Genomic DNA, 21,415 nt, shown 5'->3' on the forward strand with positions numbered 1-21,415 from the left:
GTACAGGCCGAGATCAGACCGAAGAAAGCGCCTGGATGACGTGCTTCGGATCGTTATGGATGGCGCGCAGCAGCGCTTTTGCGGGTCCGGTCGGTTCGCGTCGGCCTTGTTCCCAGTTACGCAGCGTACCCAGTTGAACGTCGATCATCGCCGCGAACTTGGCCTGGGTCAGACCGGTTGCTTTGCGGATCTCTTTCACCTGCAGCGAGTCGACGACGAATTCCCGCGAGGGTTGACGTTCGCCACGGTGAATCTCGTCCATCTGCTGGACGCTTTCTAGAAGGTCTTCGAAGAATTTGCTCATGGTGATTACCTCCACCGCTCGATGATTTGCTTGAGCACCTTGCGCTCATCTGCCGTCAGGTCGTCCTTCTCGTTCTTCGGATAGATCAGCAGTAATGCGATCTGCGAAGCCGCCGTGAAGTGGTAGTAGATGACCCTGGATCCGCCTCGCTTGCCGTGACCGCTAGACGCAACGCGAACCTTGCGAATGCCGCTAGTACCTTCAATCACATCGCCCATGTCCGGCCGGTCAGCCAGTTGCCGCTGAAACTCTGCGTAGCTGTCATCGCTAAGCAGATCCCGCAGACGCTTGGTGAAGATCGGTGTCTCGATAAAGATCATAAACGAATAGTACGCCAGTGGCGCACCTCCTTCAATCGATTCGATTACTGGCCGGCGAGCGGTAACGTGATGCCGGCCAACGGTCCTAACCTGATCGCATCGTTCAAATGCTCAGGCGCGAGGTGGGCATACCTCATCGTCATGTTCAACGACGCATGGCCCAGGATCTCTTTCAGCGTCACGATATGCCCACCGCCCATGATGAAATGAGCTGCGAACGTGTGCCGCAGGATGTGGCTTGCTTGTCCGCGTGGTGGCTTGATCGAGGTCGAGAGCAGGACCAGCCGAAACACGCCAATGCAGTTGGTGAACGGCCCGTAGGTTTGCCAGTGCTTCTTGATCGCCGCCACCAGCTCGGGCGTTACCGGGACCATCCGCACCCGCTTCGACTTGGTATTGGCGAAGACCAGGGCATTGCCTCGAATCCGTTCCGGTCGAAGCGCTTGAGCCTCACCCCACCTCGCCCCGGTCGCCAGACAGATCCGCGCCACCATCGCCGGATGTGGAGACGTGGTCCGCGCCTGGAGTGCATCGAGCAGCTCGGATATCTGCGGCTTGGTCAGGTAGGCCAAGGGCCGCTCTTGCAGCCGAACCGGGCGAATACGTGTGAACGGACAGGGATAATCGATCACGTCGAGTTTGTGCAGCTCGTTGTAAACGGCTTTCAGGTAGCCGAGGCGATTGTTCGCCGTCTTACCGGTCACCCCCGCTGCCATCCAGCGCGCGCGCGTAGCAGCGATCTTTGCGCCATCGACCATGCGAGCTACCGGGTCGCCCATCGCCTTTGCGCACGCCCGCAGGATCGCCACACGACGAACGCCATCGGAGAGCGAGACGCCGTGGAGATCGAACCACAGCTCGACCAGCTCTGACAGCCTGCGCTTGTCCTTTGGCCGCGGTGCCCAATCATTCGATTCGTTGCACTTGGCCCGACAGGTAGCTTCGAAGCGCATTGCCTCGGCCTTGGTCTTCAGCGTTTTGCGGAACCGCTTGCCTTTGACCGGCTCAACGTCGACCCGCCAGCGACCGTCAGAGAGCTGCTGGATCGCCATCAGACCGCTCTACCCCATCGAACGTGGCGTTCTTGAAGCAACGTTTTGATGTGCTTGTACAGATCACGCTCGCTCATATCCTTGGCGGCGTAGTGGTCACGAATGACCGGCCAGCATTCCCATTCCTTCAGTCGATCAAATGCGGTTTTAGCGCCCACTCGCTCCCGTGCCAGCAGGCTTACGAAGTTTCCCAGGAATAGCTCCACGTTCTTGCCCGAGAAGCCCCGTGACGTCTTGTAGTAGCGCTTGTATTCCGTTTCATCGACCAGGGAATCGACCGCCACGTCGACCCGCACGTCATCACGCATCAGCGTCCAGATCGGTTCGTATTGCCCTGGGCGGTGCAGCAACTTGAATTGGCAAAGCCCGTAGCGCCACAGGCCGTCCAAGTGGGCGGAGAACGCCGCAAACGAATCCGTTTCGATGGCCTCACCGGTCTTGGCACTGATCGACCCGCTGGCGAACTGCTGGATGACCGAATGGTGATAGCGCAGCTCGACCCGCCACACGTCCGCCTCAGGATCGTAGTTATCAGGATCGGCCGCATCGAATGAATCCCGGCGACGCCAGACGCTTTCCCAGAAGTCGAGCTTATCGGTCGCGCGTGCCTGTTCGGTTTTGTTGTAGATACAGAGCTGGACGCCACCAGCAGAGCCGAACATGGACGTTTCGCCACGACCGTAGACGCTGGACTTGGTCGCCCAGTTGATCTCGTTGATACCCGAGATATCCCGATGCGTCCGCGCGCGACAGTGCAGGCGTGCCACCAGATCCACCGGAGGCTTCCAGCCCTGGAGATCCAACGCCAGATGGACAGCGCACTGATTGCGTTCGCGGTGTGTCATTACGGCTGCGGCGTAGTAGTCCATCCGCTCTTGCAGGCGCTCAGGCGACAGCACGTCGATCGCGTGCGGTGACACTTCGATTTTCAGGTGCGGGCCGATGTTCTCGAGCTTGGCGTTGAAGTTCTTGATGAGCAGGATGAACCCGAGGTCAGCATTCTGGAGCTTGTACTGGTAGCCCGAGTCCCGCCCCACCCGACCGGCATGCCAGAACTCCCCGGCGAACTCGACCATGACGCCCGGTTTCTCGAACAGCGCCATGATTTCCGGGCGGATCAGTCCACGGTACAGCTGGCGAACCGTATCGACGCCGCAGCGGAGCAAGCGAACGCCCGACAGGTCAGTCAGCTTGGCCGAATGGCTATCGAAGAACAGTCGCCCGGCTGGGGTTTCCTGAAAGTTCTGATCAACACGAATTTGATCTTTAACGCTCATCTTCTTCTGCTCCAAATTGCAACGAATTGACACTGTTCAGTTGGGTTTATCTGACGTGTTACAGGGACGTCAGCGCGCGCGTTTGCACGCCGGCTCGTGCCTCGCCGCGCGTGCAAAGAGCGCGGAGCGCACGCGCGCTGACGGTCATCACCACAGGAAACGCCCTTTCTCATAGGGCACCCGCGTGACGGTGGTTCCGGCTTGCTGCTGGCTCGGTTGATAGGCCGGCGAGGTGGAAGGTGGTGGCTGCTGATTGCGCTGGTCTTGTGGCGAGCCACGGTCGGGCTTGGTGTCGTCGAAGTAGCCGTTCTGCACGACTGACATGCAGAAGCCGAACGACACATCCAGGCGGGTGCCCTGCTGGGTGTTGCATCGGCAGCCCGTCAGCCCTTCATCGCTGTCACCGACCTGCATGCGCTTGTAATTGCGGGCGATCAGATCGCGGTCGGTGGTGGCGATACACACGGGCTTCGGAAAGGTTTGCGGGCCAGTCAGGCCGTCATACACCGGCGCCGATGCCGGCAGGTCCTGCACCCTGGGCACTCGCCTGCCCAAGTACTGCTCGACGGTGAGCGGCGCGGCCTGTTCGGAATCCGAGGCGCTTGGCCGGATGAAGGCGCCGACCGTATCGCGCACCTGATCGACCATGCTCCCGGCCGGCGCGCTGCTGGTGGCTTCGAGCGCGACTTTCTCCGCGTTGTAGCGCTCATAGGCGCGATAGACGAGGATGCCCGCCCCGATCAGCACGCAGATGGCCAAGATGAACTTGGTCGGCACCTTGGCCTGGAAGTGGTGCTTGGCGTTGGTGCTGGTGTAGGCGCCGAAGTAGCGCTTATCCAGGCGCAGCGACTTCTTGTCGGCATCCTTGAAGCTGGTCTTCAGCTCGACCTTTTCCACCACCACTTCCGACTCGAAGCGCAGCAGCTGGGCGGACTTAAAGACGCGCCAATAGTGGATGTGCGTGTTGCATAGCCGCCGCAGATGCACATCCAGATAGCGCGGGTCCTGGGTGACGAGGTGCACTTCGTGGCCCTGGTGGCGCATGGTCTCGAAGCGGGTGATGTGCTCCGGTGGCCGCGCCCTGGGATCGCGTGAGCCGAACCAGCCCTGCGCCTCGTCGACGACGATGATCGAATCGTTGGGCAGCTCGAACCACTTCTCGGGGTCTTCGAACTCGAACCACTGCGCTTGCAGCTGATCGGGCTTGAGGCCGTTGATGTTGTGGTAGTAGACGACCCGGCCTTCGGCGTGGGCCTTCTGATCGACCTCGCGGATGGTGTTCAGGGTCTTGCCATGGCCGGGCTTGCCGGTACGGATAACGAGCATGACGGCGCCTCCTTATGCGTCGATAGAGGTGCCGCCCGGCTTGCGCCAGACCTGATTGCGACGGCGGTCAGTGGCCTTGTCGATCCCGGCGAGCATGAAGCGCGTCGAGATGGCGGCGAAATACAGGTTCACCACCACATCGAACTTGGCCAGCCCGAGAATCCCCTGGATCACCGGGCCGACATCACCCATAAGCCCGAACAGGTAGTCCTGGGCCTGGCCAATGATCATGTTGAAGCCGACATAGGTAACGAAGCCGAAGCCGAGGATCTTCAGGACCATCTTCACCAGTGGGCCGAGGATGATGACGAGCATCTGCACGATGAAGAGAAACTGCATTACTGACCTCCTACGGAGCGGCCCACGTACAGGGCAGCCAGCACGGTAGCGACAGCTACGAAGAGGCCGCTCAGGTCACTGGCGGCGCGGCATAGCGGCTCATAGCCGATTTCGAAGGAACGCCCGCCACTGGTGCGCAGGCTGAAGGTTTCCGCAGCGGGACAGCTGGCCGGAAGGAAGCGGGTGCCCTGATTGACGAAGGTCGGCAGTTCGATCTCGCTGCTGCCTTCGTCGAGCTTGAATTTGTCGCCCTGCACAGCGGCTTCGATGGCGGATTCGTGTTTCTCGAAGTCGGCCTGTTCTTCGGCGTGGCAGCGCAGTTCCTTTTGCTGGCGGAGGATCGCGCACTGGACGGCATCGCCCGTGCACTTGATCTCGGCGTTACAGGCTTCACCCTCTACGCTGGGCTTACCGCACTTGTTTGGGTCCTTGGCTGGGTCGCATTCGGCCTCGCCATCGTCTTCACCCGATCCATCGCCGTCTCCGTCACCACTACCATCGCCATCACCCGAGCCGTCTCCAGACCCGTCACCGGAGCCATCACCACTGCCGTCTCCTTCGCCATCCCCATCACCGTCGCTACTACCGTCCCCGTCGCCGTCATCACCATCGCCGGGATCGTCAGGGTCGGGGTTCTCGGTGTCGTCACAGCCACCGACCTCGACTTCGGGATCACATGGTGGCGGTGGTTCCTTGCTGCAGAAGGTGCCGTTCCAGGCGTAGCCGTCCGGGCATTGGTTGTCAGGATCGGGCGTTGGGGTTTCGTCAGGGTCGGTCTGCTGGCCCGGGTTGCCCGGTTGCTTGCGGGTGTCTTCGTTGCACTCGATGCCGTTGCCGGTATAGCTGTAAACGCCAAAGACCCCTGAAGGGTCGCCGCTGCTGTAGACGTAGACGTTGCTGGCCGGCGTGAAGCCGAAGGCGTACTGGCAGCTATTGGCGCAGACCGAGCCGGGTGGATCGATAACCGGCTGGCCAACGGCTTCTTTCATCTTGTGTTCGTGGGTGACGACCTGGCCGATGGTGGCTTCGCATTGGCTAGGCGGTGCCACGCATTCGCCGGTTGAGTCCGTTGTGGACGGAGGCTCGCAAACTCCTGAACGGGTGATGTAGAAAACGTAACCGTTATAGGGGCAGCCAGAAACGACATTAGCTGAGCCGGTCCGGTTGCAGGTCATTTGAGCAAAGTACTGAGAGTTGGACGAGGTGGTGTAGAGCCAGCCCGAATGATTAGCAGCCTTAAGCGACGAATAAGAATCAAACGGGCCCGAACTCACATAGGCCGCCGAGCCCGAGACCGAGAATGAATAACCAGCGCTCGCCGAAGAATGCCAAAGCACCAAAACCAGCACTGCGATTACCAACCTGGCCATATCTACACCCGCCCAAAAAACACGAGATAAAACGCCAGGGTGGTGAGGATCAGGACGTACAGTTCGTAGCTCATGGCGTTTCCCTGGAAGAGAAAACCCCGCCGGAGCGGGGTTTGTTTGCTTCGGCACATACAGTGCGCAAAACCCCGGTTACAGGGCGCGGCGCATGTACTTGAACGCCATCGCGGCGATGATCACGGCGAAGACGGCCCAGCCGATGGTCCCGACATCGGTGCCGGCGGTTTCGAGCGCGGTGGTGGCTTCGGCCGGGACGGCCGCGTAGACGGAGCCGGCAGCAGCCGAGAGAGCAACGGCAGCGCCGAGGCCGATTTTCTTGATGAAGTGCTTGTTCAGTTGCATGGGTGATACCTCACTGTTTCAGGGCTTTTTTCAGGACCAGGAAGCCGAACACGGTGGCGAACAGAACAATCGCTTCGCCTTGCAGCTCGGAGACTTGGTCCCAGGTCAGTGCAGAGCCGTAGAGGCTTTGCATTTCCTCGACCGTGAGGGCGACCAGCGAGCCGGAGCAGATGGGCGAGCCATCGGCGCCTTGCAGCCAGTCACCGTCACAGGCAAGGAAATTCATTCGCCGGCCTGCTCGAGGTCGGCGGGTTGTTCGGAGGGTTCGCAGTCAGGGCAGACGGCGAAATGGGGCGGCAGGCTGAGGTCGGGCAGCAGGTCGCTTTGCGGCGCGGGCAGCGCCATGAGCTTGCCCATGTCGTTGCCGCAGCAGTCGCAGTACACCCGGTCATCGATCAGCATGGCCGCCCCTCCCGGTTAGTTGGCCTTGGCCGGGTCGCCGGCTTTGGCCTGGGGTTGAGCTGGGGTGCGCGGGGTTTCGGCTGCGGCGCGGGTCTGGACGGCTTCGAGCTGGAGCGCCAGATTCTTGCCCTTGTTCTGCCCACCACGGGCAATCTCGAAGTGGATGCGCACCAGTTGCAGCGGCTCGAACTGCGCGCCGGCTGCGAAGATCTCGTCGGCTACTTCGTCCGCTGCTGCCATGCCGATGATCGACAGGCCGTGTTCGGTCTTGCCGTCCGGCTCATCGCCGTAGAAGACCTTGATGTACTTCTGGCCCGCTTCACCGTCGAAGCGTTGAGTGCCGAGAAATGCAACTTCCATAGTCGAACGTGCCATCTTGTGTTTCCTCTCTCTAGTTGCGCTTTATTGCGCTGCTTTGCTTTCTACAGGCCGAGCGATCCCGAACGAGTGAAAAAGCAATTTCACTGCGACCGGCTTGTTACTTGGCTTGCGGGTTATCTATAGCTTTATTTAAACGCTCTTGGAACAACTATTTATCAAGTATTAACAGATTCAATACTTCATTTTTTAATGCGACGAATAGTGCTGAATTGACACTTTCCACTTGAGCAAACATTAATTTAATTAATCATCCGCAACGCTGTTAAACACCAAGGGCTTCGCCCTTGTCATCCCACTCTCGCCGCCGAGGGCTCGGGAGCGCGGGAGGGAAAAGCGCTCCCGCACTCACGAGCGGAGGCTGTTTCTGTTCGTGCAGGGTCAAGGTTGCGCTCCGCCCGTGCTTCCGTTCGCCGGATCGGTGAAGCGTGATCCGACGAGCCGGGAGCGCGGCCCTGGACCTGTTCGGCATCTGCGGGGTCGGTTTCGTCTTGAAGTGCTCGGCGCCGGACCTGCTGCAATACCTCGACGATGTGCAGGGCAACGAGGACGACCAGATAGGGGCTGTCAGAAATCCTCATGCCATCACCCCACCAGCTCGAACGGTTCGTGAATCGGCACGTAGGGCGTTGGCTTGCCCGAGTCGTAGATAACGCTCCACCACTTCGCGGGGCGGGCGGGTGGCGTGTGCTTCTCGCAGATAAAGGCCGGTTCCACTGTCCACTCCGAGAGCAGAGGCTTCCAGATTCCACCGACGCAGCCCATTTGTACCGTGCGAATCGGCCGCGCGTATGCGGGGCGGCATAGGGCGCATGGTGTGAACCGGGAGGGACCGGGTTTCGCCATTTCGCGTCTGGACCAGCAGACAGAGCAGTCGCAGTCCTGGGCGTGCGGAAGGCGTTGATAGTTGGCCGGCTTCTGCATAGGTCATCCCCTCCCCTGGCTTTCCGTAGACGGTGCGGATCATGCGGTCCACTCCTGTTCCAGCAGCCAGCTACGCAGCAGCGCGCTGTTAATCATGCGGCGCTTGCCGAGCTTTACGGTGGGGAGCACGCCCCGGTAGACCCAGGCGCGGGCCATGGAGCATGTCAGGCCGTTACGTTCCGCCCAGGCTTCGACGGTTTCCACGTCCTGCTGTGGGGCGATCAGCTTTGAAGGTTCTAGCTCTTCCAGTTCCATGCTCGTTCCGGCACTATTCGTGGCATTGCATACGGATTGACCCTATCCGTTTTGACTAGAGTCGAAACGAATCATATTTAGATAGAGTCAAATTGGATAGCGCTTATTTAGATCGATTCGTAATGATAAAAGAAAGAGTTATTACCGTTTTGAGGCATAGCGGGCTAAAGCTGCCGCAACTCGAGCAGCTGACAGGAATCAGCCGCTATACCTGGAGCAATTTGAAAAACCCGGCTAAAGCACGAGAGATCAAAGCTGACGAAATTGAGGCGGTGGTGAAGCTATATCCACAATTTGCGCTTTGGATAGTCAGCGGCAACGTCCAACCAGAATGTGGACAAACCAGCCCTGAATACGAGGCAGCCCATTCAAACTTGCCCAATCAAAACGCGGGATAGCGATTACAGCGGAAGTAGCTAGGCGTTGGTACGCGCAAAGGACAGGGAAATAGTATGAATTCAGGCAAACTCAATAAATACATACTGACAATAGTCGTACTAGTTCTAATCTTGCCTTTGGCCTTTATTGGCGGCATAGTTTTGGGCGGATCAGTCCAAGGCAATATCAAATTAACAGCTGACTCTCTATCCTCATGGATATCTGCCTTGGCAACAGCAGCCATTGCTGTACTTACGTTTATCCTAGCCAAAGAAACTTGGTATTTAAGAGAAGCACAGACCAGGCAGTTAGCTCAATTGCAGCAGGATGCCATAAAGCCTTTTATAGATTTTTCTTTGGTGCATTGCAAAGCCAGCTTCCACTTAATAGAGGTTAAAATCGCTAACTACGGGCAAGGCATTGCTAAAAACGTCAAGTTCAAACTGGTGAATGTTAGCGAAGGGATTGACGGTGCAGAGAAAAACCCAATAGTTAAGGCGCTATTCTCTTTGGGAGCCGTATCGAACGGAATCTCCAATCTTGGCATTGGCCAGGTTTATAAAAGTTTTGTATTTGGCTTTCTGGATGTCATAAGAGAAATTGGCGAGCAGGAGACGTTTAGCACCAAGTTTGCAATTGAAATCTCATACTTCGATATTCGCAACAATGAGTACAAAAACATTGTACTGCTGGACATGTCTTCATTTGAAGGAACTATCGAGATTGGGGGCGGAGACCCGCTTTATAAAATCTCCAACAATCTTGAAAAAATTGTTGACTGGATGAATGCCTTGACAAGAGGCTCCAGCCGCCGTATCAGCGTGAATTCTTATAATAATGCTGATCGTATGCGCGAAAGAAAATCTATTGAGGTGAATCGCCCCGGCTTTCCTAGACACTTTCCAAGCTCTGGAAATAGCGCTTTTCAAAATCCACTGGCGATAGCTGCATAGCGCTGCTGTGCCGGCGTTTAGGGTTATAAAACATCTCGATGTAATCGAACACATCAGCGCGTGCTTCTTCCCGAGTGCCGTAGGTTTTCTGTCTGATGCGTTCGCGCTTCAGCAGTTGGAAAAAGCTTTCTGCCACGGCATTGTCGTGACAGTTACCGCGCCGGCTCATGCTACTGATCAGGTTGTTGGCCTTAAGGAAACTTTGCCAGTCCAAGCTACTGAACTGACTGCCCTGGTCTGAGTGGATCATCACTTCCTGCTTGGGTTTGCGCCGCCACACCGCCATCAGTAAGGCATCAATCGCGAGATCGCTGCACATCCGTGGTTTCATCGACCAGCCGACCACTTGGCGTGAAAACAGATCCAGCACCACTGCCAAGTAAAGCCAGCCTTCATAGGTGCGGATGTAGGTGATGTCAGTAACCCAGACTTTATTGGGCTCAGCGACCTTGAACTGCCTCTCCAGACGGTTGGGCGAGGCCACTTTCGGCTTGCCACCGTAATAGCCAGGGCGCCGACGATAGCCGGTCTGCGAACGCAGCTTCTCCAACCTCATCAGGCGGGCCACGCGGTGACGGCCACAGGACTCACCCAACTCACGCAGATCGTCGTGGATCTTTCGATAGCCGTAAACACCACCACTTTCCAGCCACGCATGCTTGATCAACCCGAGCAGACGCTGATCTTCCTTGGCGCGTACGGAGCTAGGCTCGGATAGCCAAGCGTAGTAACCGCTGGGATGCACTTTGAGGGCTTGGCAGAGACGCCGAACCGGATACTCCACCGACAGCTTGCTGATGAAGGCGTACTTCAGCCGGACTCCTTGGCAAAGTACGCGGCGGCCTTTTTTAGGATGTCTCGCTCTTCGGTCACTCGCTTGAGTTCAGCACGCAGACGACGCAGTTCGGCCTGCTGATCATCCTCTTGCTGCCGCTTTTCCTGGGGCTTGCTGTAGCGTTTGATCCAGGCATACAGGCTGTGCACCGACATACCTAACCGCGCTGCCACCTCGGCTACAGGAAGGCCACGCTCGGTCACTTGCTTGACCGCTTCGATTTTGAATTCTTCGGGGTAACGCTGGTTGCTCATGGCACCTCCTAATGGGCCTCATTATGAGGCTTGGAGGTGTCTACGAAACTAGGGGCGATTCACGGCCAGACACGCAGAACTTCTCAAGCAAAAAAATATAGATCTAGAAAAAACAAAATAAGGGGCAGATTTATTTAGCAGCCCGATCCCAGAGCAAGGAGGCATGATGAGATCAGATTGGGATGATGCACCGGAATACCTGCGCAACAGAAAGACGCCTAGCCCCTGGCGGTTCCTGGCGATCCTGGGCATCGGTTCAGCGGTGCTTTCGGCACTTGCATTTACATTCGGCAAGCCGGTGGTGCTGGACGTAAACCAGATTAAGCAAGGCATTCATGTCGGCGGCAAGGCTTGGTTTAACCAAGAGCCTGAGCAGCCCACACAGCCGGTTACCCAGCCTTCCGTTGCAAGCTACGAAGCCCCGGCAGCAGAACCGACACCAGCGCCCCAGCAGCGACAGCTGAGCCAGGAAGAAATCGAATGGTTCGAAGAGCGCACAGCGGAAGCAGTACAGTCCCGGCAAACATCATTTAACGATAGCAATTACACGCCCAAGCAGCCGGCCAGCACCTACACCCCACCCGCCGTCCATCGTGTTGCTGCAGCCACGCCCAACACCAGCGCGCCCAGATCGCGGTCGGTAAGCCGAGAACGCACGTCGAAATGGATCGAAGGCTGGAACGGCGGCATCGACTATCTAGCGGAGTGGGTTTCCGTCAATAACTACATCGACGGAACCAGCGTATGCGCCAACCACCGTCGAGGCTCAATCGACTACCGCGAATGCCGCAAAGCCGCTAAACAGCACTTCCACGAGCAATGCCGTGCATGGCGAGCACGCTTCGACAGCGACCGAAAAGACCATAGCGACCGGATGAAGACGCGCTATTGCGGAGCGGCTAGCAACTTTAATCCGATGGGTTAGGGCTGGAGGTCATTCCCCGCCCATCAGAGCCGCGTATAAATAGATTGCGCTATAGGTCAACTATCAGAGACCGACTTCGCTGCTTTGGTACACTTATATATTCCGCCCCCAGACTCGCTATCCACGACCAGCTCAGTTTCCGTCAGTCTTAGAATCTCTGATGACTCACTAATCTTAGTAGGGAAAATATCCTGCAGCTTCATAACCTCATCAAACTCGGGATGGGTTAAGTTAACGATTTTTAGGTCTGTCGCCATCTGTATAAGATATTTGTCTTCAATTTTCCATGTGAAAGTGCCAGCCACTGAATAAGTAATTTCTGGAAAATCGGGGGCAAACTTCACTGTCATGATGCCAAAAGAATGAGAGGCGCCGTTTCTCAGAAACGTATCTTTCGATTCGATTTTCAGGGAAATATCGTCTTCTTCGAAAGCAGTAGCGCAGTCCCATACCCCAAGAATATTTTGCCTGTGAGCATAGGTTGGATAGGGTTCACTTGCGCAACCGCTGACTGTAGCCGCTAGTAACAATGACAGGCTAAATCCTTTTACATTCATATAAACTCCAATCGTCCTTCCGATTCGTCCGCCGCGCCATGACGAGCTGTTTTAAGAGCGCACCAAATCATGGCGATTTAATCGCGGGAAATCTACCAGAACATTGAGAAAGGGGACAGATTTATTTAGCGCCACTGCGCTTAGAGGTCTTAGCCATTGGGTACTACCCTTAACCAATCGGCAGCGACAGCGCTCCACACCACATGACCGTATTGCATACAACTAGCTGATTAAGGAAGAAGCCGACCAGCGTTCCAGTGAAACCAAGCGCCAAGACTGAAATCGGTCTGCTCAGACGCCGTGATAAGAAAGCACCAATTAGCGTACCCGCCGCTGCACCCGGCAACGAGAAAAGGTGACCGAGAGCAAGCAACCCCTCAGGTCTGGCTAGCGATAGATTGATTGCGGCATATACCAAAAGCGTTACAGAGGCAGCTAAGGATGTGCCCAGCAAAAACAGCGGTTTTGCACGTGCCATGACGCCGATGGCAATAGCCGCTATCGGTACCACAAAGTAGTACCAACTCCCCATGTAAAGTGGATCGCCAGATAAAAGCCGGGCAACGCCAACTATAAAGGCAACCAATAATGCTACCGTCGCATCTGTATTTCGTGAAATTTCCATTTAAATTTATCGCTTACTGCGAAATACAAAACGAGCAGCTTTAAATCGACCGAGTGGGTAGTTGAAACTACCAAAACAGGCATGACAACCAATCCTCGCTGCCTATTCGATCTGTGCTTGCTGCCAATACGCTTTTGCTTGTGCTATAAACTCATCAAAAGCCAGTGATGACTCGAAGCTTCGTCTAGGCATAATATGATACAAGCAGCTGCCTATCTGAACCAGCAAGCAAGACCCCATTGATCGCACACTAACCACCCCACTCCACCTAGTTAGACCCTCGTTAGTGGCTGTACTTTCATGCAACCCTTCTGGGGTTAACGTATAAATATGCTCACCTAAAACCCCATTTTTAACACTAGACAGCGATAGAACCGCTATTACGTTAAAAACGAAGCCGAAGACGAGCCCTGTTAACCCGCCAATAACTGAACTAGCAAGATGAACAATTAGTTTATGTGAGCTTTCTGGCTGGCCTTTACTCCACAGCAAAAACCCAAAAGTAAGACACGCAAGGATGAAGAAGGTTATGTATGTCGACTTCATTCGCGGCACGGCTGAGACGTTTAGTCGAATAAGGTCGCTTTTTCGAATATCTGTTTTTACTTGCATGCTAATCCTTGCATCTGACGTGAAGGGTGACGGAACAGAGAACCGAGGTCAGATATCCTAGGCACCTCCACTGCGCCGAGTAGTCGACACTCTCACAAAGTTAGCGCTGCACATCATCTTGGAGCCAAGACGGAATATCGCTCATTCCGTGCAGTACACGCCAAACTTCAATGTGGTTCGGGCGCTCCACGTAGAACACCACGTAGGGGTAACGCTTGAGCGGCCAGGATTGTAGCCCTGGAAGATCCAGCTCATGTGCGTAGCGGTTGGAGCCTGACTCAGGATGGCGACTGAGCTGTTTATAGGCATGCTCTAGCGCATCAATCAGTCCCAGCGCAGCCTTATCGGCCTCTTGCTCCAGATAGTAGGCAATCGCTCGCTCAACGTCCTCGCGCGCTAGCGCTCTTGGGATGACTGGCTTTTGCTTCATCCGCGAGCATTCCGAACCCGATCACGCAGAGAATCGAAGTAGTCTGCATCAACGGGAGCAGTCGGCGCCGAGGCAGCACCCGCTAACAGCAACCCTCGAAGATGCTGGCGGTCCTGGTCCTTGCGGATCAGTTCGCGGACGTATTCACTACTGGTGCCGTAGCCACGCTGATTGACTTGTTCGTCCACGAAGCTCTTCAGCGTCTCGGGAAGGGAGATGTTCATGGTGCTCATGCTAGCGGCCCGTTTGGCAAAAATTGGCAAGAGCACTTTAGCGCGTTGCTAAACGCGGTGTCGATAAAGTGTCGAAATCACTGTGCCGAATAGCGACGAATCGAGCAGGCGGTTCGGTCTGGAAACCGCATAAAGACACGCATTGAGCCGGAACGACACACTAAGCAAAAGGGTTCGATTCCCTTCGCCCGCTCCAGTCTTCAAGGCCCTGCTTACGCGGGGCCTTTTCATTTGCGGCTGAGCAACCTGCAGATGGTTCGGCTTCCGCCAGAGGTTTCATGCGTCGTCGGCCCAACCACTGACTGCTCTCAGCCGCGCAGGAACGCCAGCACTCGCTGTGTGAACGCGCCGCCCGCTTCTACGTTCGACAGATGCGCAGCCTCGAATGCGACCAGTTCGGCGGCGGGGATATTGGACTGAATGAACTGGCCATGCTCGACGGTTGTCACTGGGTCCTTGGAGCCGCAAACGACCAGTGTCGGTGCCTTGATCGCGCCCAGCTGTGCGCGATAGTCGGCATCGCGCACAGCCGCGCAGTTGGCGGCGTAGCCGTCTGGCGAGGTGCTGGCGATCATCTCGGTGATGCGTGCCACAGCCTCTGGGTTCGCCTCGGCGAAGCCCGCTGTGAACCAGCGAGCAATGGATGCATCGCGCATGTCGCGCATGGCTTGCTCGCGGCCGGCCAGGACGCTATCGATGCGGGCGTTCCATACTTCGTCGGTGCCGATCTTAGCTCCGGTATTGCACAGCACCAGTCGTTGCAGCCGATAGCCGGCATGGATTCCGAGCCACTGTCCGATCAGCCCGCCCATGGAAAGGCCGCAGAAGGAAAAGCGCTCGATGCCCAGTGTGTCGAGCAGGGCCAGCACATCCCTTCCCAGCTGCTCGATACTGTAGGGGCCAGTGGTGACGCTCGACTCGCCGTGGCCGCGCGTATCGTAGCGCAGCACTCGAAAATGCTCTGAAAATGCGGGAATCTGCTCGTTCCACATGCCCAGGCTGGTACCCAGAGAGTTGGAAAGCACCAGCACCGGCGCGTTATCCGCACCGTCGAATCGATAGTTCAGACTTGCATCAGCCAGTTTTACGCTCGGCATTGTTCTACTCACTCGCGTTATGTTCGGTCGGTGTGCTCGATCAAGCACAGCCTGATTCGGAGATTCTGGCGATCACGGGCGGCTTCGCCGACGCTCTGCGCGTGCCTTGGCAGGATGCACGACGCACGCACGACGTAGAGGTCTAGCCCAAATCGATACCGCGCAAGCGCTTTCCGCTGCATGCTCGCAATGCGTCGCGGGCGAGATCGCTGCCACGGCAGTCTGCGCCCGATCCAGGTCAGACCCGCTCCACTACCAGCGCCAGCCCCTGCCCTACACCGACACACATGGTCGCGAGACCGAGACGGCCACCGGTTTTCTCCAGCTGATGGACTGCAGTCAGCACCAGGCGAGCGCCGCTCATGCCAAGCGGATGGCCCAGGGCGATGGCGCCGCCGTTGGGGTTCACCTTCGGGCTGCCATCTGGCAGGCCGAGATCGCGAGTCACGGCCAGACCCTGCGCGGCGAAGGCTTCGTTCAGCTCGACCACATCGAAGTCGCTTACCGCGATATTCAGGCGCTCACACAGCTTGCGCACCGCTGGCACCGGGCCATACCCCATGACGCGCGGAGCGACGCCGGCGCTGGCCATGCCGAGCACCTTGGCGCGGGGTTTGAGGCCATACTTCTGCACCGCTTCGGCACTGGCGAGGATCATCGCTGCGGCACCATCGTTGACGCCTGAGGCGTTGCCGGCGGTGACAGTCTTGTCCGGGCCATTGACCGGTTTGAGCTTGGCCAGCGCCTCGGCGCTGGTATCGCCGCGCGGATGCTCGTCAGTATCGACCACCGTTTCGCCCTTCTTGCCCCTGATCACCACCGGGACGATTTCTTCGGCAAAGAAGCCGGCCTGCTGAGCCGCAGCAGCACGCTGCTGGCTGCGCAGCGCGAAGGCGTCCTGATCGGCGCGACTTATCTGCCACTCATCGGCGACGTTGTCGGCGGTCTGCGGCATGGCATCCACGCCACACATTTCCTTCATCTTCGGATTGATGAAGCGCCAGCCAATGGTGGTGTCCTCAATCTTCTGGGTGCGACCGAACGCCGTGTCGGCCTTGCCCATCACGTAGGGCGCGCGGGACATGGACTCGACGCCGCCGGCCATCGCCAGCTCCATTTCACCGCAGGCGATGGCACGAAACGCAGTGCCCACGGCATCCATGCCCGAGGCGCACAGACGGTTGAGGGTCACGCCCGGCACCGTATGCGGGAGGCCGGCGAGCAGAGCGGCCATGCGCGCTACGTTGCGATTGTCCTCCCCAGCCTGGTTGGCGCTGCCCATGAAGACTTCCTCGATCGCCGCAGGATCAAGCTGCGGGTTGCGCTCCAGCAGCGCCCGCAATGGGATCGCAGCCAGGTCGTCAGCGCGTACGGCTGCCAGCGCACCGCCGAAGCGGCCAATCGGCGTTCGTACGGCATCACAGATGAATACCTCGCGGCTCATTCCTCACCTCCCAGCTGACCATGGGCGGCAGCCGTGCGCGCTTCCAGGGCGCGCAGCGCTTCCAGCTCCTCGGCACGCGGCGCCTCGGTGACGACCACGTTGTCGGCGAAGCGGATCTGCCAACCGGTGTTCTCGATCACCTGCTCGCGGGCCACACCCGGATGCAGAGCGGTGACCACAAATTCGTTAGTACCCTCTTCCGGCTCCATGATGCACAGATCGGTGATGATCGCCACCGGACCTGCACCCGGCAGGCCCAACTGCTTGCGGTGATCGCCGCCCTCACCGAAGCCGACCGAGGTGATGAAAGCCAACTTGTCGACGAAGGTGCGATGCGACTGTTTGAGGATGATGAGCACTTGCTTGGCGCTGCCAGCGATCTCCGGCGCGCCGCCGGCACCTGGCAGGCGCACCTTGGGCTGGTGGTAGTCACCGATCACCGTGGTGTTGATGTTGCCGTACTTGTCCACCTGCGCGGCGCCGAGAAAGCCGACGTCGATGCGCCCGCCCTGCAGCCAGTAGCGGAAGATTTCGCCAGTCGGCACCACCGTGTCGGCGCTTTCGGCCAGCTCGCCGTCACCGATGGACAGCGGCAGCACCGAAGGCTTGGCGCCGATTGGGCCGGATTCGTAGATCAGCACCACTTCCGGGGCGTGGGTCAGGCGGGCCAGGTTGGCAGCCTTGGACGGCAAGCCGATGCCGACGAAGCAGACACTGCCATTGCCCAGCCGACGGGCCGCGGCGACGGTCATCATTTCGTTTGTGTTGTAGGAACTCATCAATTGGCCTCCTGCTGGGCGATCTTCGCTCGATAGGCGGCGAAATCGGCGGTGCCGCGAATGTAGGTGTCGATCCAGGCGCTGAACGCCTCGCGGTCACGGGCGATCGGGTCCCAGGCCTGGTAGAAACGGTTGTCTCGCTCGTAGTAGCCATGCGCGTAGGACGGGTGCGCGCCACCCGGCACCAGGCACACCGCGCTCAGGGCCCAGGTCGGCAGCACGCAGGCGTTCATCGGCGCCTGGAGGTCATCGACGATCTCTTCGACGGTGACGATGCAGCGCTTGGCTGCCAAGGCGGCTTCCTTCTGCACACCAAGAATGCCCTGGATCAGCACGTTGCCCTTGCGATCGGCCTTCTGCGCGTGGATCACGGTGACGTCCGGGCGCACGCTGGGCACGGCCGCCAGCACTTCCCCGGTGAACGGGCAGGTGACCGACTTGATAAGCGTGTTGACTTTGGGCAGGTCGGAGCCGGCATACGCGCGCAGCACCGCAAACGGCAGGCCGGAGGCACCGGCGACATAGGCATTGGCGAGGTCGGCGTGGCTGTGCTCCTCGATCTCCAGCGGCTGCGGCCAGCCCTTCTCCACCGCATCACGCAGACGATGCAGCGAGCCGACGCCGGGATTGCCGCCCCAGGAGAAGATCAGCTTCTTCGCGCAACCGGCACCGATCAGCAGGTCGTAGACCAGGTCCGGTGTCATGCGCACCAGGGTCAGGTCCTTGCGCCCCTGGCGCACAATTTCATGGGCGGCTGCGGTGGGAATCAGGTGGGTAAAGCCTTCCAGGGCGACGGTGTCGCCATCCTGGACGAAGCGCTCGACCGCTTCGCGGAGCGAGAGGAATTCAGCCATGAGTCGGATCTCGTGTTGTTTTCTGTACGCCGATTGCGTTGTGAAAACGTTAACGGTCCATCCCCAGCCAAACAATCCGATAATCGACATAACGTTCGATTATCGAACAACTTAAGCACCGTTCCATTGTGATGAACAACGCCGACTCAGCGCGCGAATCCACCTAGAGCACCGTAGTCGCCGATGGTCGCCGATGGTCGCCGATGGTCGCCGATGGTCGCCGATGGTCGCGAGAGCTTCGATCAATGGAACAGCCGCGTGCCCAATTCGCGGCTGGCCTCCAGCAGCACGGGCAGGAATCGGGTCTCCAGCTCCTGACGCGAAACGCGCCCGGCATGGGTGCCGACGTTCAGCGCGGCCAGCACCTGGCCGGCGGAATCCTTGAGTGGAACGGCCAACGAACGCAGGCCCATTTCCAGTTCCTGATCAATGATGACCCAACCCTGCTGGCGAATCTCGGCGATGTTTTCGCGCAGCGCCTCCGGGCTGTGCAAGGTGCGGCTGGTCTTTACTTGCAGGTCGGCTCGCCCCAGGTAGTCGTCGAGCGCCGCGTCATCCAGCGCCGCCAGCAAGATGCGGCCCATCGACGTGCAATAGGCAGGCAGCCGACTGCCCACCGACAGATCTACCGAGATGAGCCGCTGAGGGGTGGCCGAACGCGCCACATAGAGCACCTCATCACCCTCCAGCGTCGCCATCGAACAGGCTTCGTGAAGCTGCTCGCTGAGGCGGTCGAGAATCGGCTGCGCGGTAACTGCCAGCGGCGTGGACGACAGATAGGCGTGACCGAGGGTCAGCACCTTGGGCAGCAGCGAATAGGTGCGCCCGTCGGTGGTGACGTAGCCAAGTTTCATCAGGGTATGCAGGCAGCGGCGCACCGCGGCGCGGGGGATCTCTGTGCGGTGGCTGATCTGCGCGATGGTCAGGTGGCGCTTCCGCTCCTGGAACGCATGAATCACAGCCAACCCGCGCGCCAGCGAAGTCATGAAGTTGGGATCGCCGGTTAGCGCCTCGATGCGTTTGGCGGGGGACGCGACGATGGGCGGCGCCATCGGTGGCTGGAGAACTCGTGAATCATCGGTCATGCAGGACACCCCGGACGCTGACATCGGGGCGATTATCGGTGCATCGACCGATAATCGCCAGCGCTGCACCTGGCCGGCGACGGAGAAGATGCCAGCCCGCCGCAAGGTCATTTGGCGGGCGTTTACCTAAGCGGCAATGCCACAGCGTAAAGGGGAAGTCAGAGCCGAGTCAGGCCACGGCTCACTGTCGGCGGCAGCGCCGGCCCGCTACCACTGGCGGCGGCGATCGTGATGCTGCTGGGACTTAGCCGGCCGGTAGCTCCTGTGTTGAACCGGGTGGCGCACGGCGTTCTTGTAGTGACGGTCACCGCCCTGACTGTAGTGCCGGGAAGGCTGGTCGTGACGATGACTCCGATGCTGCTCGTAGCGCTCGTGCCGAACCACCGGTGGCGGAGCGTGGCGTGGGTAATCGGAACGGTCGTATCGGTAATGGCGGGCTGGATAGCCGTCGTAGCGATACTCGCGGTATTCGCCGTGGTAATAGGGGCGGTGATAACCGTGGCCGGCGTACTCATGCACGGTACAGCCGCTCAGCGTGATCAGCCCGAGAAACAACACGAGAAGACGTGACATAGATGACTCCAGAGACAGGCAAGGCCTAGTCGGCCTTGCCTGAGCGTGACCAGCCGGCGCCTGGCGCCTCAGCAGTTACCCTTCTTGGCCTGACCTGGTGGGCAATGCGGAGGCCCGCCGCCGCCATCACCGATATCGATGCCGATGCCCGGTAGACGCAGGCTGCATCCGGACATCAGGAGGGCTGCCAGTACGACTACAAGAAGACGAGCGCTCATCAGCAGTTTCCTTTCATCCGATGTCCCGGCGGACAGAACCCGCCACCATGACCGTGACCACCGATGTCCAGCCGTACCGCATCGGCATCGCCGACCCGCGCATGTACACCTGGGGCATTGATGCTGCATCCGGCCAAGCCGAGCGCCATGCCGAGCAATACCACCTTCCAGTAATTCATCGAGATACTCCTTGATCCTCCGTAGTCGCAAGGCCGTCCCGCCCCAGGACGCCCGAACGCTACTGGGCGAGGAATCAGACCTTCGCCGTTTCGTCCCGTTCCTTCGTCGGTATTAATTCTTTTCGCCGCCCAAAGGCAGGTGTACGCGACGAGTTCGAGCGAACCGAACGGGCTGCAACCGCGTCCCAACTATGACGACACTGTCTCGGATGATCTCAATTTCGGAGCGAAAGCGAATATGAACGTGACACGTGGAGTGGTCTGGCTGGCACGCAGCGGCTACGCGGCGCGGGGCGTGGTGTACGTCATCGTCGGCTTTTTTGCGATCATGGCGGCACTCGGTTCCGGCGAAACGGTCGACACTCGCGGCGCAGTTCAGCAACTGCTCGGCCAGCCATTCGGGGCAATACTGCTCTGGCTGGTGGTAATCGACCTGCTCGCGCACGTGGCGTGGCGGCTGACGCAGGGCATCGGTGATACCGATCGGCACGGCCATGACGCCAAGGGTCTGCTGATCCGCACGGGGTTGGTGAGCAGTGGCGTGGTCAACTTGCTGCTTGCACTGTTCACGCTGAGCATGCTGGTGAGCGGGCTGGACCGCTTCTCCGAAGGCGGCGGCGGTTCCGGAGGCGAAAGCACCGACAGCCTCATGCGTTTTCTTGGCCTGAAGCACTCTCACTGGCTGATATGGGCGATTGCGCTGATTCCACTTGGAGTCGCCATTGCGCATCTGATCAAGGCATGGCGTGCGCATTTCGAGCGCTACTTCCAGTGCGATGAACGCACCATGCATCTGGTGCGCCCCGTTTCCCGTGTTGGGCTGGCTGCACGTGGCTGTTCCTTTCTGATAATCGCCGGGCTGTTGTTCATGGGCGGTAGCCGCTACGAGCCCACCGATCCACCGGGCCTCAAGGAAGCGCTCGAAGCGCTTCAGGGCATGCCTGCGGGTGGCGCGCTGCTGTTGGCAATCGGGGTCGGCCTGCTGGCCTTCGCTGTGTACAGCTTCGCCGAAGCACGCTGGCGGCGGATCGACTTGTCGGAAGTGACGAATTGAAGCCCGGACAGCCTCGACGGAGA

31 protein-coding genes are annotated in these 21,415 nt (G+C 58.7%); 4 read left to right on the forward strand and 27 right to left on the reverse strand.

All coding sequences use genetic code 11. The features are described 5' to 3' along the window. Positions 1 to 13: 13 nt before the first annotated feature. The 13 genes from BM275_RS02015 to BM275_RS02085 form a co-directional block, all read right to left on the reverse strand. Positions 14 to 304: a helix-turn-helix domain-containing protein gene (locus tag BM275_RS02015; protein WP_003302338.1), complete on the reverse strand. Its 291-nt coding sequence runs from the start codon at positions 302 to 304 to the stop codon at positions 14 to 16. Between the two features lie 5 nt (positions 305 to 309). Next, positions 310 to 624, reverse strand: a complete 315-nt coding sequence (locus BM275_RS02020) for a type II toxin-antitoxin system RelE/ParE family toxin (RefSeq protein ID WP_090519126.1) — start codon at positions 622 to 624, stop codon at positions 310 to 312. Between the two features lie 44 nt (positions 625 to 668). Continuing rightward, complete coding sequence (locus tag BM275_RS02025) at positions 669 to 1,676, reverse strand: phage integrase (RefSeq protein WP_090519127.1); 1,008 nt, start codon at positions 1,674 to 1,676, stop codon at positions 669 to 671. After that, entirely contained in the window at positions 1,676 to 2,953 is a 1,278-nt protein-coding gene (locus BM275_RS02030; protein WP_090519128.1) for a hypothetical protein, read from the reverse strand. Before BM275_RS02030 ends, BM275_RS02025 begins: the two co-directional genes overlap by 1 nt. A gap of 147 nt (positions 2,954 to 3,100) precedes the next feature. After that, positions 3,101 to 4,279, reverse strand: coding sequence for a zonular occludens toxin domain-containing protein (locus BM275_RS02035; RefSeq protein ID WP_090519129.1), 1,179 nt, complete (start codon positions 4,277 to 4,279; stop codon positions 3,101 to 3,103). Positions 4,280 to 4,291: 12 nt separating this feature from the next. Then, positions 4,292 to 4,618 (reverse strand): DUF2523 domain-containing protein, encoded by a 327-nt coding sequence (locus BM275_RS02040; protein ID WP_042926027.1) that lies wholly within the window; start codon positions 4,616 to 4,618, stop codon positions 4,292 to 4,294. Then, on the reverse strand, positions 4,618 to 5,607 hold the full coding sequence (locus tag BM275_RS22375; RefSeq protein ID WP_244153837.1) for a virulence factor TspB C-terminal domain-related protein: 990 nt from the start codon (positions 5,605 to 5,607) through the stop codon (positions 4,618 to 4,620). Before BM275_RS22375 ends, BM275_RS02040 begins: the two co-directional genes overlap by 1 nt. Positions 5,608 to 6,138: 531 nt before the next feature. After that, on the reverse strand, positions 6,139 to 6,348 hold the full coding sequence (locus BM275_RS02055; RefSeq protein WP_090519130.1) for a major capsid protein: 210 nt from the start codon (positions 6,346 to 6,348) through the stop codon (positions 6,139 to 6,141). Positions 6,349 to 6,358: 10 nt separating this feature from the next. Continuing rightward, a complete protein-coding gene (locus BM275_RS02060) occupies positions 6,359 to 6,574 on the reverse strand; it encodes a hypothetical protein (protein ID WP_015277797.1) in 216 nt (71 codons plus the stop codon). Then, positions 6,571 to 6,750: a hypothetical protein gene (locus BM275_RS02065; protein ID WP_015277798.1), complete on the reverse strand. Its 180-nt coding sequence runs from the start codon at positions 6,748 to 6,750 to the stop codon at positions 6,571 to 6,573. The genes BM275_RS02060 and BM275_RS02065 overlap by 4 nt, the downstream gene beginning before the upstream one ends. A 15-nt stretch (positions 6,751 to 6,765) precedes the next feature. Next, on the reverse strand, positions 6,766 to 7,125 hold the full coding sequence (locus BM275_RS02070; RefSeq protein WP_181003917.1) for a hypothetical protein: 360 nt from the start codon (positions 7,123 to 7,125) through the stop codon (positions 6,766 to 6,768). Positions 7,126 to 7,713: 588 nt separating this feature from the next. After that, positions 7,714 to 8,052: a DUF5447 family protein gene (locus BM275_RS02080; RefSeq protein WP_090519131.1), complete on the reverse strand. Its 339-nt coding sequence runs from the start codon at positions 8,050 to 8,052 to the stop codon at positions 7,714 to 7,716. A 39-nt stretch (positions 8,053 to 8,091) separates the two neighbouring features. Continuing rightward, positions 8,092 to 8,307 carry a hypothetical protein gene (locus BM275_RS02085; RefSeq protein WP_014819553.1) on the reverse strand — a complete coding sequence of 72 codons (216 nt, stop codon included), beginning with the start codon at positions 8,305 to 8,307 and terminating at the stop codon, positions 8,092 to 8,094. A gap of 122 nt (positions 8,308 to 8,429) precedes the next feature. On the opposite strand from BM275_RS02085, the gene BM275_RS02090 reads away from it, so the two are divergent. Both BM275_RS02090 and BM275_RS22010 read left to right on the forward strand, forming a co-directional pair. Next, complete coding sequence (locus tag BM275_RS02090; RefSeq protein ID WP_090519132.1) at positions 8,430 to 8,705, forward strand: helix-turn-helix domain-containing protein; 276 nt, start codon at positions 8,430 to 8,432, stop codon at positions 8,703 to 8,705. Between the two features lie 54 nt (positions 8,706 to 8,759). After that, positions 8,760 to 9,638, forward strand: a complete 879-nt coding sequence (locus BM275_RS22010) for a hypothetical protein (RefSeq protein WP_139229562.1) — start codon at positions 8,760 to 8,762, stop codon at positions 9,636 to 9,638. On the opposite strand, the gene BM275_RS02095 is transcribed toward BM275_RS22010, so the two are convergent. Continuing rightward, positions 9,577 to 10,727 (reverse strand): IS3 family transposase gene (locus BM275_RS02095; RefSeq protein ID WP_090519133.1). Its coding sequence is split into 2 segments (ribosomal slippage): positions 9,577 to 10,490 and positions 10,490 to 10,727, totalling 1,152 coding nucleotides; the frame shifts between segments, so codons are not numbered across the junction. The genes BM275_RS22010 and BM275_RS02095 overlap by 62 nt on opposite strands. A gap of 166 nt (positions 10,728 to 10,893) precedes the next feature. Between BM275_RS02095 and BM275_RS02100 the strand changes: the two genes are divergently transcribed. After that, positions 10,894 to 11,652, forward strand: coding sequence for a hypothetical protein (locus tag BM275_RS02100; protein ID WP_090519134.1), 759 nt, complete (start codon positions 10,894 to 10,896; stop codon positions 11,650 to 11,652). 56 nt (positions 11,653 to 11,708) lie between these two features. Here the strand turns inward: BM275_RS02100 and BM275_RS22015 are convergent, their stop codons facing one another. The 13 genes from BM275_RS22015 to BM275_RS02150 all read right to left on the reverse strand — a co-directional run bounded on the left by BM275_RS22015 (position 11,709) and on the right by BM275_RS02150 (position 20,338). After that, on the reverse strand, positions 11,709 to 12,209 hold the full coding sequence (locus BM275_RS22015; RefSeq protein WP_139229563.1) for a hypothetical protein: 501 nt from the start codon (positions 12,207 to 12,209) through the stop codon (positions 11,709 to 11,711). Positions 12,210 to 12,378: 169 nt separating this feature from the next. Beyond that, a complete protein-coding gene (locus tag BM275_RS22020) occupies positions 12,379 to 12,834 on the reverse strand; it encodes a hypothetical protein (RefSeq protein ID WP_139229564.1) in 456 nt (151 codons plus the stop codon). A gap of 102 nt (positions 12,835 to 12,936) precedes the next feature. Further along, positions 12,937 to 13,446, reverse strand: coding sequence for a YcxB family protein (locus tag BM275_RS22630; protein WP_478219194.1), 510 nt, complete (start codon positions 13,444 to 13,446; stop codon positions 12,937 to 12,939). Between the two features lie 100 nt (positions 13,447 to 13,546). Continuing rightward, positions 13,547 to 13,876, reverse strand: coding sequence for a type II toxin-antitoxin system RelE/ParE family toxin (locus BM275_RS02110; protein WP_090519136.1), 330 nt, complete (start codon positions 13,874 to 13,876; stop codon positions 13,547 to 13,549). Beyond that, the gene (locus BM275_RS02115) at positions 13,873 to 14,109 is read right to left on the reverse strand and encodes a type II toxin-antitoxin system ParD family antitoxin (RefSeq protein WP_090519518.1); all 237 of its coding nucleotides are present in this window, start codon (positions 14,107 to 14,109) and stop codon (positions 13,873 to 13,875) included. The genes BM275_RS02110 and BM275_RS02115 overlap by 4 nt, the downstream gene beginning before the upstream one ends. Positions 14,110 to 14,417: 308 nt before the next feature. Then, positions 14,418 to 15,206, reverse strand: coding sequence for a 3-oxoadipate enol-lactonase (gene pcaD, locus BM275_RS02120; protein ID WP_090519137.1), 789 nt, complete (start codon positions 15,204 to 15,206; stop codon positions 14,418 to 14,420). Positions 15,207 to 15,444: 238 nt separating this feature from the next. Then, positions 15,445 to 16,650 (reverse strand): 3-oxoadipyl-CoA thiolase, encoded by a 1,206-nt coding sequence (pcaF, locus tag BM275_RS02125; protein WP_090519138.1) that lies wholly within the window; start codon positions 16,648 to 16,650, stop codon positions 15,445 to 15,447. Next, entirely contained in the window at positions 16,647 to 17,429 is a 783-nt protein-coding gene (locus tag BM275_RS02130) for a CoA-transferase subunit beta (RefSeq protein WP_090519139.1), read from the reverse strand. Before BM275_RS02130 ends, pcaF begins: the two co-directional genes overlap by 4 nt. Next, complete coding sequence (locus BM275_RS02135) at positions 17,429 to 18,283, reverse strand: CoA transferase subunit A (RefSeq protein ID WP_090519140.1); 855 nt, start codon at positions 18,281 to 18,283, stop codon at positions 17,429 to 17,431. Before BM275_RS02135 ends, BM275_RS02130 begins: the two co-directional genes overlap by 1 nt. A gap of 242 nt (positions 18,284 to 18,525) precedes the next feature. Then, entirely contained in the window at positions 18,526 to 19,368 is an 843-nt protein-coding gene (locus BM275_RS02140) for an IclR family transcriptional regulator domain-containing protein (RefSeq protein WP_090519141.1), read from the reverse strand. 207 nt (positions 19,369 to 19,575) lie between these two features. After that, positions 19,576 to 19,941 (reverse strand): hypothetical protein, encoded by a 366-nt coding sequence (locus BM275_RS22025; protein ID WP_139229565.1) that lies wholly within the window; start codon positions 19,939 to 19,941, stop codon positions 19,576 to 19,578. Between the two features lie 68 nt (positions 19,942 to 20,009). Further along, a complete protein-coding gene (locus tag BM275_RS22225; protein WP_167362145.1) occupies positions 20,010 to 20,159 on the reverse strand; it encodes a hypothetical protein in 150 nt (49 codons plus the stop codon). Beyond that, positions 20,159 to 20,338, reverse strand: coding sequence for a hypothetical protein (locus tag BM275_RS02150; RefSeq protein ID WP_044315206.1), 180 nt, complete (start codon positions 20,336 to 20,338; stop codon positions 20,159 to 20,161). Before BM275_RS02150 ends, BM275_RS22225 begins: the two co-directional genes overlap by 1 nt. Before the next feature lie 238 nt (positions 20,339 to 20,576). On the opposite strand from BM275_RS02150, the gene BM275_RS02155 reads away from it, so the two are divergent. Next, positions 20,577 to 21,392: a DUF1206 domain-containing protein gene (locus BM275_RS02155; protein WP_090519143.1), complete on the forward strand. Its 816-nt coding sequence runs from the start codon at positions 20,577 to 20,579 to the stop codon at positions 21,390 to 21,392. Positions 21,393 to 21,415: the final 23 nt, after the last annotated feature.

This window comes from Stutzerimonas kunmingensis, from assembly GCF_900114065.1.
Classification (GTDB): domain Bacteria; phylum Pseudomonadota; class Gammaproteobacteria; order Pseudomonadales; family Pseudomonadaceae; genus Stutzerimonas; species Stutzerimonas kunmingensis.

Coding starts and splice junctions, on each gene's coding strand:
- BM275_RS02135 (WP_090519140.1), bottom strand. CDS start 18,283: ATGGCTGAATTCCTCTCGCTCCGCGAAGCGGTCGAGCGCTTCGTCCAG.
- BM275_RS02070 (WP_181003917.1), bottom strand. CDS start 7,125: ATGGCACGTTCGACTATGGAAGTTGCATTTCTCGGCACTCAACGCTTC.
- BM275_RS02150 (WP_044315206.1), bottom strand. CDS start 20,338: ATGAATTACTGGAAGGTGGTATTGCTCGGCATGGCGCTCGGCTTGGCC.
- BM275_RS22225 (WP_167362145.1), bottom strand. CDS start 20,159: ATGAGCGCTCGTCTTCTTGTAGTCGTACTGGCAGCCCTCCTGATGTCC.
- BM275_RS02020 (WP_090519126.1), bottom strand. CDS start 624: ATGATCTTTATCGAGACACCGATCTTCACCAAGCGTCTGCGGGATCTG.
- pcaF (WP_090519138.1), bottom strand. CDS start 16,650: ATGAGCCGCGAGGTATTCATCTGTGATGCCGTACGAACGCCGATTGGC.
- BM275_RS02060 (WP_015277797.1), bottom strand. CDS start 6,574: ATGAATTTCCTTGCCTGTGACGGTGACTGGCTGCAAGGCGCCGATGGC.
- BM275_RS02025 (WP_090519127.1), bottom strand. CDS start 1,676: ATGGCGATCCAGCAGCTCTCTGACGGTCGCTGGCGGGTCGACGTTGAG.
- BM275_RS22010 (WP_139229562.1), top strand. CDS start 8,760: ATGAATTCAGGCAAACTCAATAAATACATACTGACAATAGTCGTACTA.
- pcaD (WP_090519137.1), bottom strand. CDS start 15,206: ATGCCGAGCGTAAAACTGGCTGATGCAAGTCTGAACTATCGATTCGAC.
- BM275_RS02140 (WP_090519141.1), bottom strand. CDS start 19,368: ATGACCGATGATTCACGAGTTCTCCAGCCACCGATGGCGCCGCCCATC.
- BM275_RS02035 (WP_090519129.1), bottom strand. CDS start 4,279: ATGCTCGTTATCCGTACCGGCAAGCCCGGCCATGGCAAGACCCTGAAC.
- BM275_RS02055 (WP_090519130.1), bottom strand. CDS start 6,348: ATGCAACTGAACAAGCACTTCATCAAGAAAATCGGCCTCGGCGCTGCC.
- BM275_RS22630 (WP_478219194.1), bottom strand. CDS start 13,446: ATGCAAGTAAAAACAGATATTCGAAAAAGCGACCTTATTCGACTAAAC.
- BM275_RS02015 (WP_003302338.1), bottom strand. CDS start 304: ATGAGCAAATTCTTCGAAGACCTTCTAGAAAGCGTCCAGCAGATGGAC.
- BM275_RS02155 (WP_090519143.1), top strand. CDS start 20,577: ATGAACGTGACACGTGGAGTGGTCTGGCTGGCACGCAGCGGCTACGCG.
- BM275_RS22020 (WP_139229564.1), bottom strand. CDS start 12,834: ATGGAAATTTCACGAAATACAGATGCGACGGTAGCATTATTGGTTGCC.
- BM275_RS22015 (WP_139229563.1), bottom strand. CDS start 12,209: ATGAATGTAAAAGGATTTAGCCTGTCATTGTTACTAGCGGCTACAGTC.
- BM275_RS02080 (WP_090519131.1), bottom strand. CDS start 8,052: ATGCAGAAGCCGGCCAACTATCAACGCCTTCCGCACGCCCAGGACTGC.
- BM275_RS02065 (WP_015277798.1), bottom strand. CDS start 6,750: ATGCTGATCGATGACCGGGTGTACTGCGACTGCTGCGGCAACGACATG.
- BM275_RS22025 (WP_139229565.1), bottom strand. CDS start 19,941: ATGTCACGTCTTCTCGTGTTGTTTCTCGGGCTGATCACGCTGAGCGGC.
- BM275_RS02090 (WP_090519132.1), top strand. CDS start 8,430: ATGATAAAAGAAAGAGTTATTACCGTTTTGAGGCATAGCGGGCTAAAG.
- BM275_RS02115 (WP_090519518.1), bottom strand. CDS start 14,109: ATGAGCACCATGAACATCTCCCTTCCCGAGACGCTGAAGAGCTTCGTG.
- BM275_RS02130 (WP_090519139.1), bottom strand. CDS start 17,429: ATGAGTTCCTACAACACAAACGAAATGATGACCGTCGCCGCGGCCCGT.
- BM275_RS02100 (WP_090519134.1), top strand. CDS start 10,894: ATGAGATCAGATTGGGATGATGCACCGGAATACCTGCGCAACAGAAAG.
- BM275_RS02085 (WP_014819553.1), bottom strand. CDS start 8,307: ATGGAACTGGAAGAGCTAGAACCTTCAAAGCTGATCGCCCCACAGCAG.
- BM275_RS02040 (WP_042926027.1), bottom strand. CDS start 4,618: ATGCAGTTTCTCTTCATCGTGCAGATGCTCGTCATCATCCTCGGCCCA.
- BM275_RS02110 (WP_090519136.1), bottom strand. CDS start 13,876: ATGAAGCAAAAGCCAGTCATCCCAAGAGCGCTAGCGCGCGAGGACGTT.
- BM275_RS22375 (WP_244153837.1), bottom strand. CDS start 5,607: ATGAAAGAAGCCGTTGGCCAGCCGGTTATCGATCCACCCGGCTCGGTC.
- BM275_RS02030 (WP_090519128.1), bottom strand. CDS start 2,953: ATGAGCGTTAAAGATCAAATTCGTGTTGATCAGAACTTTCAGGAAACC.